A 706-nucleotide genomic window follows, 5' to 3' on the forward strand; every position below is an offset into this window, starting at 1 on the left:
GGGGCATCCGCAAAGATGGACGGGGCCACGCGCCGGATTTGGTCATCCGACAAGGGGTAATCGGAACGCAGCGCCGGGGAATGGGAAGCAAAACGGGATGCAAGCATGTCTTTCTCCTGACTTGGTTGTTGAAGAAAACCGCACACCGGATTCCTAGATTCGGAGCCCAGCCTTTCGGCTGTTCGGTGCGGTCGGCACGAGGAACCTGGTTGGCCCTGTTGCCACCGTCTTTCCTGAGTTCATCGCCCGCGACGGTCAGGAGCGCGCGGACGGGGGCCGTCAAGGAGGCAAGCGCAGGGTTGGTGCGGCCCGCAGCGCAGCGAGGACACGGCCCTGCGCGCCTTGACGGCGCACGGGAGCGGGCTACAGTCGCGGACAAGGTGATGAAGTCAGGGGAGACGGCTGGACAAGGCAACGGCCTTCCCCATGCGCCGACCGCACGGCAAGCGAAGCGCGCAGGCCCGAAGCTGGAAGCCGGGCCGGAGGCGTCAGCCGATCAGCGCGAGGGAATGATGGAAGCCCGACAGGGGCGAAACCCCGCAGGGGGTTCGATGCGCAGCACGACAGCGCGACCGGCCATGTTTCCTGGCCGGGGACGCCCGGACTTCAAGGCTCGATGCACAAGCTCATGCTCCAGGCATCGGGAAGCCGGCTCGGCGGCCTTTGAGGGGCGCCAAGCTCGCGCGGCGGGGATAGCCCGCAGGGC

At 67.0% G+C, this 706-nt stretch carries 1 pseudogene; it reads right to left on the reverse strand.

Features of this window, described 5'->3' with window-relative positions:
- Positions 1–107 (reverse strand): annotated as a pseudogene (locus ACK41V_RS23630) (recombinase family protein); the annotation flags it as partial.
- Between the last annotated feature and the right edge of the window lie 599 nt (positions 108–706).

It is taken from the genome of Acidovorax sp., from assembly GCF_046291265.1.
GTDB lineage: Bacteria > Pseudomonadota > Gammaproteobacteria > Burkholderiales > Burkholderiaceae_C > Acidovorax.